At 35.6% G+C, this 17092-nt stretch carries 17 protein-coding genes and 1 other RNA gene; 7 read left to right on the forward strand and 11 right to left on the reverse strand.

Annotated elements, in window-relative coordinates; translation table 11 throughout:
• Positions 1-11: 11 nt before the first annotated feature.
• Positions 12-986, reverse strand: a complete 975-nt coding sequence (locus tag NBW37_RS05470) for an NAD(P)H-dependent glycerol-3-phosphate dehydrogenase (protein ID WP_250296059.1) — start codon at positions 984-986, stop codon at positions 12-14.
• Between the two features lie 332 nt (positions 987-1318).
• Between NBW37_RS05470 and NBW37_RS05475 the strand changes: the two genes are divergently transcribed.
• Complete coding sequence (locus tag NBW37_RS05475) at positions 1319-2089, forward strand: response regulator transcription factor (protein ID WP_250296061.1); 771 nt, start codon at positions 1319-1321, stop codon at positions 2087-2089.
• A gap of 52 nt (positions 2090-2141) precedes the next feature.
• On the opposite strand, the gene rnpB is transcribed toward NBW37_RS05475, so the two are convergent.
• An RNA gene (gene rnpB, locus NBW37_RS05480) (RNase P RNA component class A) lies at positions 2142-2488 on the reverse strand.
• Between the two features lie 158 nt (positions 2489-2646).
• Positions 2647-4044: a hypothetical protein gene (locus NBW37_RS05485; RefSeq protein ID WP_250296062.1), complete on the reverse strand. Its 1398-nt coding sequence runs from the start codon at positions 4042-4044 to the stop codon at positions 2647-2649.
• A 310-nt stretch (positions 4045-4354) separates the two neighbouring features.
• Between NBW37_RS05485 and NBW37_RS05490 the strand changes: the two genes are divergently transcribed.
• Together NBW37_RS05490 and NBW37_RS05495 are read left to right on the forward strand one after the other, a co-directional pair.
• Positions 4355-4501, forward strand: coding sequence for a hypothetical protein (locus NBW37_RS05490; RefSeq protein ID WP_250296063.1), 147 nt, complete (start codon positions 4355-4357; stop codon positions 4499-4501).
• Positions 4502-4540: 39 nt separating this feature from the next.
• Positions 4541-5413 (forward strand): IS982 family transposase, encoded by an 873-nt coding sequence (locus NBW37_RS05495; protein WP_250295817.1) that lies wholly within the window; start codon positions 4541-4543, stop codon positions 5411-5413.
• Here NBW37_RS05495 and NBW37_RS05500 read toward each other — a convergent pair.
• Positions 5410-5685: a hypothetical protein gene (locus tag NBW37_RS05500; RefSeq protein WP_250296064.1), complete on the reverse strand. Its 276-nt coding sequence runs from the start codon at positions 5683-5685 to the stop codon at positions 5410-5412. The two genes, NBW37_RS05495 and NBW37_RS05500, sit on opposite strands and share 4 nt — an antisense overlap.
• A 224-nt stretch (positions 5686-5909) precedes the next feature.
• Between NBW37_RS05500 and nuoE the strand changes: the two genes are divergently transcribed.
• Positions 5910-6410, forward strand: coding sequence for an NADH-quinone oxidoreductase subunit NuoE (nuoE, locus tag NBW37_RS05505; RefSeq protein WP_250296065.1), 501 nt, complete (start codon positions 5910-5912; stop codon positions 6408-6410).
• Complete coding sequence (gene tgt / locus NBW37_RS05510; protein ID WP_250296066.1) at positions 6411-7628, forward strand: tRNA guanosine(34) transglycosylase Tgt; 1218 nt, start codon at positions 6411-6413, stop codon at positions 7626-7628. It begins immediately after the preceding gene.
• A gap of 467 nt (positions 7629-8095) precedes the next feature.
• Here the strand turns inward: tgt and NBW37_RS05515 are convergent.
• Positions 8096-8922 (reverse strand): IS5 family transposase gene (locus NBW37_RS05515; RefSeq protein WP_250295841.1). Its coding sequence is split into 2 segments (ribosomal slippage): positions 8096-8535 and positions 8535-8922, totalling 828 coding nucleotides; the frame shifts between segments, so codons are not numbered across the junction.
• Positions 8923-9651: 729 nt separating this feature from the next.
• Here NBW37_RS05515 and NBW37_RS05520 point away from each other — a divergent pair.
• Positions 9652-10899, forward strand: coding sequence for an IscS subfamily cysteine desulfurase (locus NBW37_RS05520; protein ID WP_250296067.1), 1248 nt, complete (start codon positions 9652-9654; stop codon positions 10897-10899).
• 98 nt (positions 10900-10997) lie between these two features.
• On the opposite strand, the gene NBW37_RS05525 is transcribed toward NBW37_RS05520, so the two are convergent.
• The 6 genes from NBW37_RS05525 to NBW37_RS05550 all read right to left on the reverse strand — a co-directional run bounded on the left by NBW37_RS05525 (position 10998) and on the right by NBW37_RS05550 (position 16570).
• Positions 10998-11824, reverse strand: a protein-coding gene (locus tag NBW37_RS05525; RefSeq protein WP_250295841.1) for an IS5 family transposase whose coding sequence is annotated in 2 segments (ribosomal slippage) — positions 10998-11437 and positions 11437-11824 — 828 coding nt in all. Because the reading frame shifts where the segments join, the coding sequence is not laid out codon by codon here.
• Between the two features lie 18 nt (positions 11825-11842).
• Positions 11843-12715 (reverse strand): Rpn family recombination-promoting nuclease/putative transposase, encoded by an 873-nt coding sequence (locus NBW37_RS05530; RefSeq protein WP_250296068.1) that lies wholly within the window; start codon positions 12713-12715, stop codon positions 11843-11845.
• A gap of 380 nt (positions 12716-13095) precedes the next feature.
• Positions 13096-14268 carry a 1-deoxy-D-xylulose-5-phosphate reductoisomerase gene (gene dxr / locus NBW37_RS05535; protein WP_250296069.1) on the reverse strand — a complete coding sequence of 391 codons (1173 nt, stop codon included), beginning with the start codon at positions 14266-14268 and terminating at the stop codon, positions 13096-13098.
• A gap of 73 nt (positions 14269-14341) precedes the next feature.
• Positions 14342-14833 carry a hypothetical protein gene (locus NBW37_RS05540; RefSeq protein WP_250296070.1) on the reverse strand — a complete coding sequence of 164 codons (492 nt, stop codon included), beginning with the start codon at positions 14831-14833 and terminating at the stop codon, positions 14342-14344.
• A 257-nt stretch (positions 14834-15090) separates the two neighbouring features.
• A complete protein-coding gene (locus NBW37_RS05545; RefSeq protein ID WP_250296071.1) occupies positions 15091-15795 on the reverse strand; it encodes an ABC transporter ATP-binding protein in 705 nt (234 codons plus the stop codon).
• The gene (locus NBW37_RS05550; protein ID WP_250296072.1) at positions 15788-16570 is read right to left on the reverse strand and encodes an MlaE family ABC transporter permease; all 783 of its coding nucleotides are present in this window, start codon (positions 16568-16570) and stop codon (positions 15788-15790) included. The genes NBW37_RS05545 and NBW37_RS05550 overlap by 8 nt, the downstream gene beginning before the upstream one ends.
• A 331-nt stretch (positions 16571-16901) precedes the next feature.
• On the opposite strand from NBW37_RS05550, the gene rpmF reads away from it, so the two are divergent.
• A complete protein-coding gene (gene rpmF, locus NBW37_RS05555) occupies positions 16902-17084 on the forward strand; it encodes a 50S ribosomal protein L32 (protein ID WP_041573607.1) in 183 nt (60 codons plus the stop codon).
• The last annotated feature ends 8 nt before the right edge of the window (positions 17085-17092 follow it).

Below are 17092 nucleotides of genomic sequence, written 5' to 3' on the forward strand. Positions count from 1 at the left end.
AAAGTACAAAACTAATTTACAAGAACAGAAATAGTATCCTCTATAGAAGCGCTTTCATACAATAATCTATAGACCGCTTCACATATAGGCATTTTTATCTTTAGCTTTCTTGCTAAATTAAATATGGGCTCAGCAGTGCTAAAACCTTCAATCACTGACTTGCCTTCTTGCTGAACATTAAAGCCATTGTCACTATTACCTATTTTAAACCCAAAAGATAGGTTTCTTGAATTCAAGGATGTGCATGTCATAATTAGGTCACCCAGACATGCCGGCCCAAGTAGTGTATTTATATCCACATTACCGTTACCAACTTTTGCTGAGTATAAAGCCTTAATTTCGCTCACACTTTTCGTAATCAATGCTGCATGAGCATTAAACCCGAGTTTTCTACCAAAAATAATTCCACATGCTATAGCAAAAACATTTTTTAATGCTGCACAAATCTGTACTCCTATAATGTCGTTACTAAACTCCAACTTAACATTTTTTTGTTGCAGCTCTGATACTAGCTTTGAACCTAATGTGTTATTTTGGCACGCAAGAACCATTGAATAGGGTAATTTTCTTGCAACTTCTACAGCAAAGCTAGGACCTGAAAAAACAGCAATAGGATTGTTAGGTAAAACTTCATTTACTATTTCACTAGGTAATTTTAATGTAGACTTTTCTATTCCCTTACAAGCTAAAATTATTGCTACATCTTTTTTCAGATTACAATTATGCAATTGCTGACATACCTCCCTCAGAGACTGAGTGGGAACAGCGAGGATTGTTACTGAAGCATTAATTGTGTCTTCAATAGCCAATTTTACTGACACATTATCAGAAATTCGACAACCGGGTAGCTTGTCACTTTCTCTTTTCCCGTTGATTGATTCAAATGTAGTTTTATTGCGAGTCCACAAAATCACATCTTTCTTACTACTGAGTGAAATTGCGATTGCTGTACCCCATGCACCAGCACCTAAAATTGATATTGCCACACAATATTCCTGAAAGTATTACTTATACTTTAAAATAGTAGAATAAGTAAGTTAAAAATATAATATAGGCGTATCAAATAGTTAAATATTTATTAACCTAAGTATTCTTTTAATAATAATAACTTTAATTTAATATTTACTAAAAATAGTATTACTATTATGGTATATAATGTATCTATTATATTTTAGATCTATTTATATAATTTTGGAACAATATATTTACTATTAATTAATAAGTGTAATTTTGATCGTTTGTTAATAAAAGTTTGATTTGTTACTTTCCTTAGTTATATATATTACTAAAATTATAAATTATTTATGGGGTGTAAAATATGCGTATATTACTAATTGAAGATGATCAAGTAAGTGCAAAGACTGTGGTTAATGCCTTAACTTCTGATGGGCACTTTTGTGACGTTGTTACTTCTTCACAAGATTATAACAATAATATGGTTTCCTCAAACGGAGATTACTATGATCTAGTTATTTTGGATATACACTTGCCTGGTGATATTGACGGATATGATATATTGTTAAGATTAAGAAGTGCAAAAATCAAAGTTCCTGTCCTAATACTTTCATGTATATCTGCTGTTAATCACAAAGCTAAAGGACTCGGGTATGGTGCCGATGATTACTTAACCAAACCATTTCATAAAAGTGAGTTATTAGCTCGAATTAAGGCCATAGTGCGTCGTACTAAAGGCCATCCTGAATCGGTGATAAAGATTGGTAATATAAATATCAATTTTGATCACAGGGTTGTTGAGGTGAAAGGTAAAACGGTTCACCTTACTAATAAAGAGTATTCTATGATAGAATTGCTAGCACTGCGTAAAGGAACAGTATTAACAAAAGAAATGTTCTTAAATCATCTTTACAATGGCTTGGATGAACCTTCAGATAACAAGATAGTTGATGTCTTTATGTGTAAATTACGTAAGAAACTTGAAAGTGCAAATGATGGAAAAAGCCACATAGAAACCGTTTGGGGCAGAGGATATGTTCTGAAAGAGTATGTTGATGATGAAGAATATTCTAATGTTAATGTAGGCGAAAGTAGTGATGGCTATCAAGCAGAACAAGTGAAGGACAACGCATGAAATGCCTACACATTTAAATATATCATGGCTTATATTGCACATATCATGTGAACGCCTAGGTGAAATATAAGCCGAGTTCTGTTTATGTAGCTATTTATCTGGAGTAAATGTTACCATTTACTGCGTGCGATTTACCCAAGTAGATATGAGGAAAACATAAAATCTACTTCTATTTAATCTTGCTCCTAGTGTTGGTTACTCGACTACCAATGCTGCCATTGCCATGGTGTGCTCTTACCACACCTTTTCACCCTTACCTAAAATATTTTAGGCGGTAATTTTCTGTAGCCCTATAACTGGAGTTACCTCCGGCGGGCGTTACCCGTCACTATTTTTCCTTGGAGCCCGGACTTTCCTCTGCTATGTTTATCACATAACAGCAGCTACTTATTTCACCCAGGAATTATACTTTAACATGAAAATCACAAAAGCAAAAGACAATTTCCTAACAGTCTACATATTAAAAACATTTAGACAAATAGCTAAAGGTGATATTCTGGCACATCATCGCTATCCCAAGATAAGCTTTTTTCACTTTTAGACTCCATTTCAGTTAGTCAAGAGCCTGGTCCACTGCTCGAAGACGATGAGCTACTTCTTGATCGACTACTACTTTCTACTGATATACTATTTAGCACTGTTTCAGATTGATATATAGTTCGCATTCTATCACCAGTGGTAAAAATTTCTTCATCGCTACTTGAAGATGATCGCCTTCTATAACCCAAATCAGTTAGTTCTAACACAGGAGCAGCATTACGACCCTTAACATATCTATATGCTATGAATCCTATAATTCCAACAATACCTATTGCTCCAACCAAAGATCCCCCTATCATTCCTGCCCTATTAGACCCTATAGCAAGTTGAGTAGGCTGTGGTGAAGAAGTAGATTGAGAAAATAAAGTTGTAGTGAACATAGGAGTTGTCAACTCCCTTGTTCTAGTACTCGGCATAGTAGACACTGTTTGTGTAGTTCTCTCTGAGCTTGTTGTTGGCTCCACTGTTACTGTGCTTGTTTGAGTCGTTGAAGGTTTATTCATCGTAGAAGTCGACGCAACGGCTTCTGTTGTTGGCTCCACTGTTACTGTGCTTGTTGAAGGTTTACTCATTGTAGAAGTCGACGCAACAGTCGCTGCTGTAGGTTTTACAGTACTTGTTTCAGTTTCCGAAGGCACACTGGTTGACGTTGTAGCAACCGTGGTCGCTTGTGAAGTAGTAGTTGTTTTTGCTACTGTTGTTGGCTTTACTGTTACTGTACTTGTTGAAGGTTTACTCATTGTAGAAGTAGGTGTAACGGCTTCTGTTGTTAATTTGGTAGTCTTCACAGTGTCGGTTTCTGTTGTACTAGCAATTGCAGCAGTCGGCGTTTTCTTAGAAGTCACAACCGTTTCTGTAATAGTTATAGGAGCCACGGTACTACTAAAAATAATATCTGGCGTTAATCGACCGTTAATGATATTAACAAAATCACTGAGAGTTTTGATGCTATTTGCCGGTATTATTGTTACCTTGGAAGGTTTTTCAAACCTTTGATGATTGCAAATTGTGATGTTTCCTTCATTTATTGCAGTTACAATAAAACTGTCTTGACCATTGTTTTTAACATACAATTGCTTTATAGAATCTTCAAATTCGCAAACAGTAAAGTCCGATTTTGATCCATTCTTAACAAGACTTGTTAAATGTAACGTTTGTTTATTAGGCGACCGGCCTTCTGCAAGAAAAGCAACTAGATCACCACCTTCAACATACTGCAAAAAGCTTATTTCATATTCTCTAGAAAGAGATAGTGCTTTATTATCTATTTGACCTTTTCCATTACCAAGTAAAAAGCCATTAACTCCATCCCTCAGACCCTGAATCACTTTAGCCATATCAAATTTAAAAATACGTGTTTTTCTTACCTCTTGATTCTCCTTAGTAATCCTTTTGCTCACTTGCGAATAAAGCATCGTGTTTCCATTTAATACCAATTGCCCCGGATTACCAAATTTGAACAATTTCCTTTCTGTGAAACCTTTTCCATCCAATACTTTAAATTTCCCGCTCTTGCCTAACTTTAAATACCAAGAAACTAAAGTTTGATCCTTTAAATTATGGGCGATTACAATAACATTACCATTACCAACTTTTACTGCTTTTGGTTGAAAGTAACTATTGCCTTCATTTGCAAGATTATTTATATCAATGTTCTTGTATAATTTTACTTTTCCTACGTATTCAACTAAGGGAACATTGGTTGAATGCTTGATTTCGTAAGTATTGAATGTTAAGCCTTTGATGCACTTTTCTTCTTTGTTAATTTCTTCTGTAGGAAAGATAACTCCAATTTTGTCTACTTCAGCTGAATTTTCTATTAACCCCAGTTGCGGATTAGAAGTCAGTGAAAAAGATAGGGAAATAGGGTAAACTCCGGAAACATATTATCAAAAAGTAGAGAGGTTACCCATGAATAAAAATGTAACAGAATTATTTTGCTTTGTAGACGATTTTTGCAAGGCTATAAACAAAAATTTCGCAGAAAAACTCCTGCCAAACAGTAAAAAACCTACCAGAACGCCAGAGATTACGCATTCTGAAATTCTTACTATAATTTTACTTTATCAACAATCTAGATGTGAGGACTTTAAATCTTTCTATACATATTATTTGAAAGCACTATATGGATCTGAGTTTCAAAATTTGCCAACATATAGTAGATTTATTAGGCTAAAACCGAGGGTTTTATGGTATTTAGCATTACTTTTGCAATGGCTATGTGAGCAGTCGAAAATGACAGGGATTTCGTACATAGATGCAACATCTATCGCTGTTTGCCATCCAAAAAGAATCTCAAGAAACAAAGTTTTCAAAGGATTGGCAAAGCTTGGAAAGACTACATATGGCTGGTTTTTTGGTTTTAAATTGCATATGGTAATTAATGAAAAAGGTGAAATTCAAGGAGTTACACTTACTAAAGGTAACGTTGACGACAGAAAACCAGTACCAAAATTAACTGAAAAACTGACTGGTCTTTTGTTTGGTGATAAGGGCTATATAAAGAAAGAGCTCTTTGCAAAACTCTTCGATAGAGGACTAAAACTCGTTACCAAAGTAAAAAAAGGTATGAAAAACACATTAATGCTACTTGAAGAAAAGATTTTTTTAAGAAAAAGGTCGATTATTGAAACAGTTTTTGGCTACCTAAAAGACAGACTTGAGCTTGAGCATTCAAGGCACAGGTCTCCAATAAATTTCTTGGTGCACGTCTTTTCCACATTAGTTTCATATTCCATGAAGCCTAAAAAGCCCTGTATTTCTAGATTTTACTATATTGATTAATCCGCAACTGGGGTTATTAGTGTGAGAGATAATTGGCCCTTGAATTCATTTGCTACGCTGATATTTGTACTACATTCGTATGTTTTTGATTGATATAATGGACTAATAAGTAATTTTACTTTACTACTTCCATTGCCGTTATCTTGATAGCTGAGTCCATAAGCGACTCCATCTCCTTCAATCAACCCTACGTTTGCTGGGTTAAAACCTATCGCTTCTTTAACTTCTGGTGTATTTGAGTCGATCCCGAGCAACTTTCTTAATACAAACATAATTTTATTTAAAATATTAATAAAATACTATTATGATCACTCCTGTGTGTTAATGTCAATGAAAATTTTAACTAAAATTAAAAAATTAATATAATGTTTTATACTAAAAGGTAAATATAAGCTTGAAGAGGGCTAAGAAGCTTTATGCTACTTCTCAAAAAACCAACAATTGCAATCATTGGTTCTACAGGTATAATCCGTTAAAGTTTACACGAGTCTCACGAATGACAGAAAAAGAAAAGCAGTTTAGTTTTACATCAGAAAACCTCAAGAAAGCAGGAAAGTTTATAGAGATGTATCCTAAAGGCAGAGAAGGTAGTGCTGTTATGCCTTTACTATATCTGGTTCAAGAGCAATGCGGATGGGTTTCTGAACCTGCTATGCGTTACGTTGCTGATATGCTGCATATTCCACATATTCGTGTATATGAAGTGGCAAATTTCTACACCATGTATAATTTAAAACCAGTAGGTAAATATCTAATACAAATTTGTAGAACAACCCCCTGCTGGTTATGCAGTAGCGAAAAAGTTTTAAATACCTTTAAAAAGAAACTTGGAATCAATATCGGTAAGACCACTAAAGACAATCTGTTCACTTTAAAAGAAGTTGAATGTCTCGGTGCATGCATTAATGCTCCCGTTGTGCAGATTAATAATGACTTCTATGAAAATCTTACTCCTGAAAAAGTAGAAAACATCATAGCAGAACTTTCAGGCAAATAGATGAAAGAAGAATTTGCATTCAAGATAATCAAGCAATCAGGTTCTGCAAAAGTTGGAACAATTAAAACTCCAAATGGAAGCGTAGAAACACCAGCTTTTATATTCTGCGCAACAAAAGCTGCTATTAAAGCTGCAGATATCGAGAGAATCAGAGAAGCAGGTACTCAGATAATACTTTCCAACACTTATCACCTAATGCTTCAACCAGGAGAGAATACTGTTGCAAAACTTGGTGGTTTGCACAAGATGATGGGATGGAATGGGCCAATGCTAACTGACTCAGGTGGATATCAGATATTTAGCTTAGGGCACGGATCAGTTTCGGAAGAGATAAAAGGAATAAGAAAAAAACAAAAAACTTTGATCAAAATTAATGAGGATGGAGCAATTTTCCGTTCTTACATTAATGGTAAAACTTATTGCTTAACTCCTGAAAAATCTATACAAATTCAACAAAAATTAGGTGCAGATTTAATCCTAGTTTTAGATGAATGCACTCCATTTCACGTAAGCAAAGAATATACAGCAAAATCAATGCTCATGAGCCACAGATGGGCTGAACGTTCTTTAAATGAATTTGAAAAAAACAATAATGGCAAGCAAGTGCTATATGGAATTAGTCAAGGCGGAATATATCACGATTTACGTAGAGAAAGTTGTGATTTTATCAACGATTTGCCATTTTTTGGTCAAGCAATAGGTGGATCACTTGGTCAAAGTAAAGAGCAGATGCATGATGTAGTTTCTTTCACTATGGACCATCTGAAAAAAGACAAGCCTACTCATTTGCTTGGTATTGGTGGGATTGTGGACATCTTTCGCGGAGTAAGTCTTGGAATTGACACGTTTGATTGCGTACATCCAACTCGTTTAGCAAGACATGGTGGCGCGCTTATTAAAGTAAAAAATAGAGATTCTATTTCTTCAAAGTGCAAAGAACATATTAATTTGCGGAATCAACAATTCGAGCTAGACGATAACCCAATTGAAAGTGACTGTTTATGTTTTACCTGCAGAAAATATTCAAGAGCTTATATACACCATTTACTGAAAGCTAAAGAGCTTCTGGCTTACACGCTCGTTACCATTCACAACATTTTTTTCATGAATAAGTTAATGGCATCAATAAGGCAGGCAATATTGGATGATAGGCTAGATCAGGAGAAAAATAATTGGATTAGTGAAATACCATTGCACTTTGATTTGGTCTCTCTTTAAGTCTTTTCTTCATTAGACTTCTTGCATAATCATATAACAAACTTTTATTGGGAATAGAAACACAAAACTTCCTTGACATCCTTCGCCAGCCCCCTTATCATGACAGTGAAGCTATTTCATTTAACTTCGCAATCTGTGCAGATTAAAACGACAAGAAAACTTGTATTTGGCGTACTATGCTTAATTTTTTGCACTATGTGTACCTTATGTCTTTATCAAATTTCTAGGTTTTTACCTATATAAGCTGAAACGCGCTTACAAAGCGTTCAAGACATCACCCAACGTCAAATTTTAAAATAGAGAGTGAATAACTAGCTACTGCGGGTTTTCTATGCCTTTTTTTTCTGCCTGGTAAATTTCTTAAATATTAAAGCTAAGGTTAGTTGCATTTAAAAGCAGCTAAATTGCAGCGTTTAAGACTTAAAAAACGCCAATACTGAAAATAGACAATAGACTTCTTTCAAAATTCATGAAAGGAGCTCTCTATTGTGAATAGAGGCAATCAAATTAAATCTTAAGCCAAAACGTTTTCGTCGATTTCTATATCTGTCAGAAATGATTTTAAACCTTTTCAATAAGCCGATTACGTTTTCAACTACCACTCTTCGTATAGAGAGAGATCTATTTTCTGCTTTTTTCTCCTTTGATAAAGGATTCTTTTTTGATCTTCTATGTGGTAATTCAACATTTTTATGTATCTTTTGCATTCCTCTGTAACCAGAATCAGCTAGGATCTTAGTTTGCGGTAATATTGCTATCTTTGATTCTCTAAACATCCGAAAATCATGTTTTCTACCATTGGAGAAAGATGTACATACGACCTTTTTACTCTTCTTCTCTGTTACTATTTGTGTTTTTATAGTATGCCTTTTTTTCTTTCCAGAGTAAAAGCGCTTTTGCTTTTTTTTGGCCTTTCTACTGCTGTTTCAGTTCCATCTATTACCAAAACTTCGTATTCTACATTACTATTTAATAGATCTTTTTTTCCTGGTAATGCAAAATCTGGATGTTTTATTAATGTGTCTTCTACCCACCTTATTATTTTAAAACAGTTGCTTTCACTCATGCCATAACTTTGTCCTATATGAAAATATGTACGATATTCTCTCATATATTCCAGTGCCATAAGTAATCTATCTTCTATACAAAGTTTGCTTTTTCTTCCACTTCTAGCTTTTTTCCTTTTATCCTCCTCATCTAGAATTTCTACCATTCTCTTAAATGTTGATTTTTTTACCCCCGTTAAACGTCGAAACTTTTCTCCTTCTAACTTTTCTATTTCCTTATATTTCATGCTTCCAAATACTTGATCTTACTCTCTCTCCCTCAATTTTGAAAGAAGTCTAATGACCAGGGCTTCTTTTGCCTTTTTTTTCGCTTGGTAAATTTCTTAATATTTATGACTAAACGACAATCGTCATCCCGCTAGCTGGATCTCTTGTTAGCGGATGAGATACCGCGAATGAATCGCGGTATGACGGTCTGCGGCGGTATGACGGTGTAGATGATGGTTAAGTAATTCGTCATCCCGCTAGCTGGATCTCTTGTTAGCGGATGAGATACCGCGAATGAATCGTGGTATGACGGTTTGCGGTGGCATCTCGTCATCCCGCTGCTTGTTAGCGGGATCTCTTGTTAGCGGATGAGATACCGCGAATGAATCGCGGTATGACGGTCTGCGGCGGAACGACGGTTCGTGGCGGCATAGCAATTCGTCATCCCGCTGCTTGTTAGCGGGATCTCTTGTTAGCGGATGAGATACCGCGAATGAACCGCGGTATGACTGTTAAGTAGGGTGTCATCCAAGTAGCTGACACTGGGATCTATTTTGCATGTAACTCCAATTGTGTTTTGGCATAAAACGCGACGCGTATTAGACTTATTTGCAAGCAAAGCTTGCAAGGAACCAGCGTCATACACACATCCCTTTGGTGATAATGTTTGTTGATGCAAGATTATACCTTGAAAAAATTAAGTTTTAGTGCTATTAAATAGTTGTAAATTTTGTCTCTGTGGTAGCTTTATGAATGTTGAAAGTAAAAAAATACATGATACTAAAATAAAATTACCAATATTTCTTGATTATCAATCTACTACTAAAGTAGATCCCCGTGTTTTAGAGGTGATGATACCTTACTTTGGTGAGTTCAGTAATGCACACTCTCGCAGCCATTCATTTGGTTGGACTGCTGAAGAAGCAGTGGAAAAAGCAAGGAAACACATCGCTGATCTGGTGAACGCAGATAGCAAAGAAATTATCTTTACCTCAGGTGCAACTGAGTCAAATAATGCGGCAATCAAGGGCGTTGCTCACTTTTATAAAAATAAAGGAAATCATATAATAACTGTCTGCACGGAGCATAAGTGTGTTCTTGATTCTTGTCGGCATCTGGAAAATGAAGGCTTTAAAGTTACATATTTGCCTGTTAAGCAAAACGGAATTATAGATTTATCAAAGCTTGAGGAAGCAATTACTGATAAAACAATCCTGGTTTCAGTGATGATGGTAAATAATGAAATCGGAGTAATTCAGCCTGTAAAGGAGATTGGTGAAATATGCAGGAAGCGTAATATATTCTTCCATACAGATGCAGCTCAAAGCTTTGGAAAAGTTCCAATTGATGTTAATGAGATGTGCATTGATCTTATGAGTCTCTCTAGCCACAAAATTTATGGACCTATGGGAATAGGTGCATTATATGTCCGTAGAAAGAATCCTCGTGTTAGGCTGATACCGCTAATTAGTGGTGGTGGACAGGAAAGAGGCATGCGCTCTGGCACAGTTCCAACTCCCCTTGCAGTCGGTTTTGGTGAAGCGGCACGTATTGCTAGAGAAGAAATGAAAAAAGAAACAACTAGAGTGGAAGAATTAAGGGATATTTTGTATAATAAGATAAAAGAAGCGTTTCCTGATATCGTTTTAAATGGTGATTATGAAAATAGAATTCCTGGCAACCTAAACTTGAGCTTTCCCTATGTTGAGGGTGAGTCTCTCATCATGGCAATCAAGGATTTAGCAGTAAGTTCTGGTTCTGCGTGCACGTCTGCGTCTCTTGAGCCTTCCTATGTCGTACGGTCGTTAAATAATGGCCATGACCTTGAGCATTCATCAATTAGATTTGGCCTAGGTCGATTTACAACTAAAGAAGAAGTTTTGTACGCAGCAGATCTTGTTGCTAAAAATGTTGGCCGACTGAGAGAAATGAGCCCACTTTGGGAGATGGTACAAGAAGGAGTAGATTTGAACACCGTAAAATGGGACTCTCATTAAATGCATCCATTCCAATTGCAAATGCGCTTTGAAATCACTCTGTAACCATTCACACTTAATTCTGCAATTCTTTGATCTCACTAGACTTCTTTCAAAATTCATGAAAGGAGCTCTCTATTGTGAATAGAGGCAATCAAATTAAATCTTAAGCCAAAACGTTTTCGTCGATTTCTATATCTGTCAGAAATGATTTTAAACCTTTTCAATAAGCCGATTACGTTTTCAACTACCACTCTTCGTATAGAGAGAGATCTATTTTCTGCTTTTTTCTCCTTTGATAAAGGATTCTTTTTTGATCTTCTATGTGGTAATTCAACATTTTTATGTATCTTTTGCATTCCTCTGTAACCAGAATCAGCTAGGATCTTAGTTTGCGGTAATATTGCTATCTTTGATTCTCTAAACATCCGAAAATCATGTTTTCTACCATTGGAGAAAGATGTACATACGACCTTTTTACTCTTCTTCTCTGTTACTATTTGTGTTTTTATAGTATGCCTTTTTTTCTTTCCAGAGTAAAAGCGCTTTTGCTTTTTTTTGGCCTTTCTACTGCTGTTTCAGTTCCATCTATTACCAAAACTTCGTATTCTACATTACTATTTAATAGATCTTTTTTTCCTGGTAATGCAAAATCTGGATGTTTTATTAATGTGTCTTCTACCCACCTTATTATTTTAAAACAGTTGCTTTCACTCATGCCATAACTTTGTCCTATATGAAAATATGTACGATATTCTCTCATATATTCCAGTGCCATAAGTAATCTATCTTCTATACAAAGTTTGCTTTTTCTTCCACTTCTAGCTTTTTTCCTTTTATCCTCCTCATCTAGAATTTCTACCATTCTCTTAAATGTTGATTTTTTTACCCCCGTTAAACGTCGAAACTTTTCTCCTTCTAACTTTTCTATTTCCTTATATTTCATGCTTCCAAATACTTGATCTTACTCTCTCTCCCTCAATTTTGAAAGAAGTCTACTCATAGAAAGACCAGTTGTTTGAGCTATAATATTAAAAGAAACACCTGCTTTAAGTAGATTCTTTGCAACTTCAATTTCCCTTTCTTTTCTACCTTCCTCTTTAGCAAGATCAAGTCTGTATTCAAGAATGGCTTCTTCTTTGCGCAGATCCATTATTCTTTCTTCATAAGCTACTAGATCTTTTTCATTCCAGCTAAACCTGTCTAATTCATCGTAGGCTAACTTTATTATCGGTGCTTTTTCTGCTATTTTCCTTAAGTCTTCTTCCGTAGTTTCATCTGCATATTTGAAGAAAAATAACCAACGATCCACTATGCTTTCTAGCTGTTCTTCCTTATTCTTAGGAAATTTAGGTAGTTCAATAAATACAAATTGAAAATCTTTTAAGTCATGCTCATTGGTTTTCTCATCTCTTATAGTGTGGCTGGATATATAATCAAGCTTATCAGGAAATAAATTACAATTAGAGATAGCAATAAAGAAAACCTTCTTTAAATCAATGTACTTACCAGATTTATCAGCTTGCCTTGAGTAAGCCTTAGCAGCATATAGTTGAGCTCGTTTTTCGAAGCCTTTATCGCGAGTGAGCTGCATTTCAATCACATACCTGGCCCCACTAGAATCCCTGCAAAGAACATCAACTATACTTTGCTTATCAGATGCAATTTCAGGATCCATTATAGTACTGAGGAATTCCACTTCTTGTATAGTATTTATCTCGGTAAACCCTAAAATATCGTTCAAAAAATGGACAAGAATATTCTTATTTTTTTCAGTACCAAAGATTCTTTTAAAGGTTAAATCCAGCTTAGGGTCGAGAAACTTAGATAAAGCCATAGCCAAAGTGCTTAAAAATATTAATAATTATACACTATTATTAACAATTATTCAACCATATTTTTGAAGATAGCTATACCGCCGCGGTATCTCTTAGCCGCTAACACGTAGCGGAATGATGGTTGTCAGGATCCCAGTAGCCTCCCTCCCCTGTCATCCAAGTAGCTGACACTGGGATCTAGCTTTTTGGTAATTTTATCGAAAATGTTTGCTCGTTTACAATCAATTTTCCTGGATCCCAGACTGGGATGACACCCTACTTAACCGTCATACCGCGATTCATTCACGGTATCTCTTAGCCGCTAACAAGTAGCGGGATGACGATTGTGCATCGTGTTTTGCTAAAAAAAAATCACAGAATACAGTCTGGTTACATTACTCTAGCTACATGCAACAACTTTACTTTCAACGATTTTATTAGCAATAATACGACTTTCACAATCAATATTTATTATATCAGATAGTGAATTAATATCAGTGTAACTATCAAAACTTTCCATTGTTGATTCCACTACCTCTACTATTTTTAAAAAGCCGATTCGTGACTTCAAAAATTCATTAACAGCTATTTCATTTGCAGCATTGAACACAATACTGTTCGTTTGTGGAGCAGAAGAGCTTAACACTGCCATGCTAAGCTTTAGCGCAGGAAAACGCTTATGGTCTGGTTCTTGAAAGGTCAATTTTCCTTGCTTTGTTAAATCTAATTTACGATTTAAAGCTGATCTTTCTGGCCAAGATAGAGCATATGAAATAGGAATTGCCATGTCAGTTTCTGTAAGCACAGCAAAGTTGAACCCATCCTTATAAGTTACAATTCCATGTACTATTGATTCAGGATGCACTATTGCTTCAATTTTACTCGGGCTGATATTAAACAAGTTATGTGCTTCTATTATCTCTAGTGCCTTATTCATCATTGTTGCACTATCAATCGAGATTTTCTTTCCCATATTCCAAGTGGGGTGACTAAGCGCCTGATCTACCATAACATTTCTTAATTGCTCAGAACTATAGTTTAAGAATGGTCCACCAGAAGCAGTAAGTATGATCTTTTCTACGCATTTATCGTCATTTTGCAAAACTTGAAAAATTGCATTGTGCTCAGAGTCAATAGGGATTATTTGTACATTTTTTTCTTTAGCTTTTTTGAGTAATAACTTTCCACCGCAAACAATGCTTTCTTTGTTCGCTAGTGCAATGACTTTAGTGCCACTTTCTATGACTTTCATAACTGGCCCAAGGCCTGCAATACCAACTATTGCAATAACTGAGAGATCAACGGGTAGGGAAGCAACATTTACTAGACCTTCAGCGCCAATTGCTATTTTTACATCTGTACCAAGTAAACTTTCTTTCAAATCTTTGTAAAGCCTTTCATCGGAGATAGCAACATATTTTGCATTTAGCAGCTTTGCTTGGTGTGCCAGTAGAGCAAAGTTCGAATGGGCACTTAGTGCTTCCACTTGGTATTCTTCTTTTCTCTTTGAGAGCAAATCTACAGTCTTTTTTCCAACACTTCCTGTTGATCCTAAAACTGAAACCTTTTTCACTAAGACAAACTCACAACAATAGCAACTTTTCTTATTAGGTCTTCTCGCATACTATTCGGCAGTTCTTAAGCGTTTAACCAAGTTCAGGTCCGTGGTCATCGCCAACAGATGGTGAAGGACCAGGTGAAAAAGATTGACCATGGTGATCACCTGCATCATGCATGTCTTGCAAACCATCAGCATTATGAGCTATTTCGTTATTGGCATGAGGGTAATCATCCGGATGAGGCCCTTCACCACCATGATCCATGTCCATTCCTTCCGATGGCATTTCATCTCCACCTCCACCTGAAAAATATTCTGCAAGGCCTTCAAGAAGTTTTATGCCAAACATATTACCTGACTTTCCAAACAGTGTTGCTAGACTACTGCCACTCACCAAACCTTCAAATACGTTACTATAAGCAGCAATTGCTCCTTCATGAAAGTTGAACAACCATTTCATTCCATCCACAACTGTTGAAACAGAGTCACTATGACCAAGACCAAAACCACTTTTCTCACCAGCAGCCTCTTGGTGTTGCTGCTGCGCTTGCCATTCTGCAATGTTTGGACCTTCGCTCATAAATTTTTACTCTCAACCTTAAGCTATTATTTTATCACAAATATTGCAAAATATCAATAGAGCTTTTGAATATAGCTAATACAAGTAATTTCTGTCATCCTATATATAGCTAAACTGACTTACGACAATTTGAAAAACGACAAATTCGTCATTCCGCTACTAGTTAGCGGAATCTATGCCGAGATACCGCGAATGAATCGCGGTATGACGTGTTAGCTATAGGATCCAGTTTGAAAAAATCCGAATTCCAATGTCTGCTACCTTATATAACGAATGAATTTCTTTATATATTCGTTATTAGTATTTTGTATTTCCTGAACAGTTCCATGGGAAATGATCTCCCCTTCATATAATACTGCTATTTTATCAGCTATTTTAAATGCACTATGAATATCATGTGTAATCGTGATAATTGTAGGGTTAAAGTCTTGAGATAATTTTATTATTATCTCGTTTACTATATCTGACATAATTGGGTCCAATCCTGAAGTTGGTTCATCCAATATGATGATTTCTGGGTTGTGTGCAATCGCCCTTGCAAGTGCTACTCTTTTTTTCATTCCACCTGACAATTCTATTGGAAACATATCTGCTATATTTTCTTCCAATCCAACATCATTTAGCTTTTCAATTGCTAGCTGTTTTGCATCCTTTTTGCTGATATTAAAGCGCTTTTTATAATTAAAAGATATATTTTCCCACACTGTAACGTAGTCAAATAAAGCGGAATTTTGAAATAAAACCCCAAATTTATTTTTGCTTTTACTATTTATTTTAATAGACCCTGAGTCTGGAGCAAGCAAGCCAATGATTGTTTTTGTTAATACAGATTTGCCGCTTCCTGAGCCACCAAGTATGACTAATGATTCCCCTTTTGATATATCAAGATTTAGATCTTTTAGTATTGTCCTGTCATCAAAAGATAAGCTTAAGTTCGATATTGATATTATGGAGTTACGCATGTATCAAAGTAATCATGTAGTTTGCTAAAATGATCAGTATGGACGATAAAACAACAGTTGATGTTGTAGCAACACCTACTCCTCGTGCACCTTCTTTGCAATGGTAACCGTAATAGCAGCTTGAGACAGAAATTATGGCGCCAAAAGCAGTTGCTTTAGCTAACCCAGTTACAAAATCGTACGTATTAAAGAACTGAGCTGTGTGTTTAATGTATATATTTAAATTGTGGTTAAATTCGAAGACTGCAGTGATACATCCTCCAAATATTCCTATTAAATCTGCACATACTGTAAGTATGGGAAATACTATGATTGACGCTAAAATCCTTGGTGCAATTAAATATTTAAAAGGGTTGATGTTCAAGGTTGTAAGTGCATCTATTTGCTCGGTGATGCGCATTGTACCAATTTCTGCTGCAACTGATGATCCAACCTTTCCTACCATTATTAAGCTGATCAAAACTGGTCCTAACTCTTTAATGATAGTGATCGTAACAAGTTTGGGTATTATCTGTTCTTGGTTAATTAATGGGTCACTCAAGCTACTTTGTAAAACTATCGCCGCTCCTATGAAAACTCCAGCGAGCCCAACAATTGGCAGAGAGAAAAAGCCTATCTCTATAATTTGTCTTGCTACGTTGCTAAAATAATATGGCGGCACAAGGCAGTGATATAGAGATTGAATAAAAAATATGAATGCACTACCAAGCCTTAACAAAAACTTGATAAAGTACCTACCAATTATTCTAACACTATTTATATCAAAAAAGCTCACTTTGTATTCATTTTAGCTAGAGTTACTGATTTTATTAAAATTTTTATTAACTTTATCGCAAAGTATAGCTGAGATATGTTTTAAGTTCAACATACTTGATGTGTTAATTTAAAGCTTAACCCAAGAAAGGTTTCCCTACGTCATACCGCGATTCATTCGCGGTATAGATTCCGCTAACAAGTAGCGGAATGACGGTTTTTCAAATTGTAGAGCCACTTTAGCTATAGAACTCAATTACATAAGCAAACCTTACTTATTTTATTATCCCTGTTTACTTCCTGTAAAAAATATGTTACTAATGTATTGTATTTGTAGTAGAATGGAGGAAATTTTGGCAGTTCCAAAAAGAAAAAAGTCAAAGTCAAGGCGTAATATGCATCGTTCTCATCATGCTATTGAGCCCAAGAATATTGTGGTGTGCTCAACAACTGGGGAATTCATGTTGCCTCATAACGTGGCAGTTGATGGCAGTTACAAAGGAAAACGGGTTTTCATTAAGCAACAGGCAGAATGACTATTATG

Origin of the sequence: Wolbachia endosymbiont of Oedothorax gibbosus (assembly GCF_936270145.1) — a bacterium.
Classification (GTDB): domain Bacteria; phylum Pseudomonadota; class Alphaproteobacteria; order Rickettsiales; family Anaplasmataceae; genus Wolbachia.